Origin of the sequence: Streptomyces silaceus, assembly GCF_001419745.1 — a bacterium.
In the GTDB taxonomy this organism is placed as follows: domain Bacteria; phylum Actinomycetota; class Actinomycetes; order Streptomycetales; family Streptomycetaceae; genus Streptomyces; species Streptomyces silaceus.
Window position 1 is genome coordinate 1 of sequence record NZ_LIRJ01000619.1, and the last position, 497, is coordinate 497.

1 protein-coding gene is annotated in these 497 nt (G+C 69.8%); it reads left to right on the forward strand.

Annotated features, from left to right (window positions below; all coding sequences use genetic code 11):
* Positions 1–497: tryptophan--tRNA ligase (locus AOK22_RS40505; RefSeq protein WP_482255573.1), on the forward strand; the 497-nt coding region annotated here is incomplete at both ends.

Here is a 497-nt window from a genome sequence, read left to right on the forward strand (position 1 = left end):
GACAGACGTTCGTCGTGCCGCGGGCCACGCCGCCCAAGGTGGCGGCGCGGGTCATGGACCTCCAGGACCCGACGTCGAAGATGGGCAAGTCCCACGAGGCCGGCGCGGGGATCGTCTATCTGCTGGACGAGCCGGACGTGGTGCGGAAGAAGATCCTGCGCGCCGTCACCGACAGCGGCAGCGAGGTCGCGTACGACCGGGAGGCCAAGCCCGGCGTCTCGAACCTGCTGGAGATCCTCGCCGCGTGCCGGGGTGGGAACCCGGAAGCGCTGAGCGGTGTATATGAGTCGTACGGCGCACTGAAGAAGGACACGGCCGAGGCCGTGGTGGAGCTCCTCAGGCCCGTACAGGACCGTCACAAGGAACTGGTGGCGGATCCCTCGTACGTGGAGGAGGTGCTGCGGCATGGTGCTGAGCGGGCCAGGGAGATGGCCAGGCCGACGGTGGACGGTGCCTATCGGGCGATCGGGCTGCTGCCACCCTCGGGCGGGGCGCGG